Annotated in this window: 1 protein-coding gene; it reads left to right on the top strand. The window is 47.5% G+C overall.

The annotated features are described in order from the left end of the window. Positions 1 to 659: IS4 family transposase (locus tag Xinn_RS21290; protein ID WP_153043440.1), on the top strand; the 659-nt coding region annotated here is incomplete at both ends.

Genomic DNA, 659 nt, shown 5'->3' with positions numbered 1-659 from the left:
GAACCTCATGTGTTTATCCTTAGCCTTATTACGGCACTTAGCTCGGGGAAAATCACCTCCATTGCCCAGTTGCATCAAAAAGTTAATGGCCTGTGCCCCGATAAAAAACAGCAGGTTAGCTACCGCCCCTTTTATAATCAGTTACGCAAAACGGCTTTTGTCGAATTCGTCAAAATATTGGTGAGATTTGCCATGGCACAATGGGCCGAGAAATCCGTTGCGATACCCAATAAACTCACAAAATTTCAAAATGTTATTTTGCAGGATGGCAGTTCATTCAAAATCCATTCGGCGCTGTCTGATGTGTTTCCTTATCGGTTCAGGTCAACCGATGCGGCCGTTGAATGCCACATGACGCTGTCACTCTTCACCCAATCTCCGGTTAAAATGACGGTGACCGCGGATACGGCGTCAGAACGGGCTTACCTCCCCGCCCCTGAGACGCTGCATAAGCAATTATTGCTGGCAGATGCAGGCTATGTTGATTTTGAGTATTTTGAGCAAGTCTCCTCTTCCGGCGGCTCATTTATTGTCCGGGGAAGCAAATCGCTCAATCCCCAGATAATGACAGCCCGCAATGGGCAGGGAAAATTATTGCCCAAACTGTCTGATAAGCCGTTGAAATCCATCACACGCAGAACCAACCGCTCAGAAGTGCT

The organism is Xenorhabdus innexi (assembly GCF_002632485.1).
Taxonomy (GTDB): domain Bacteria; phylum Pseudomonadota; class Gammaproteobacteria; order Enterobacterales; family Enterobacteriaceae; genus Xenorhabdus; species Xenorhabdus innexi.
Note: the sequence above shows the minus strand (reverse complement) of the source record. Positions and strands in the feature narration are given on the sequence as shown.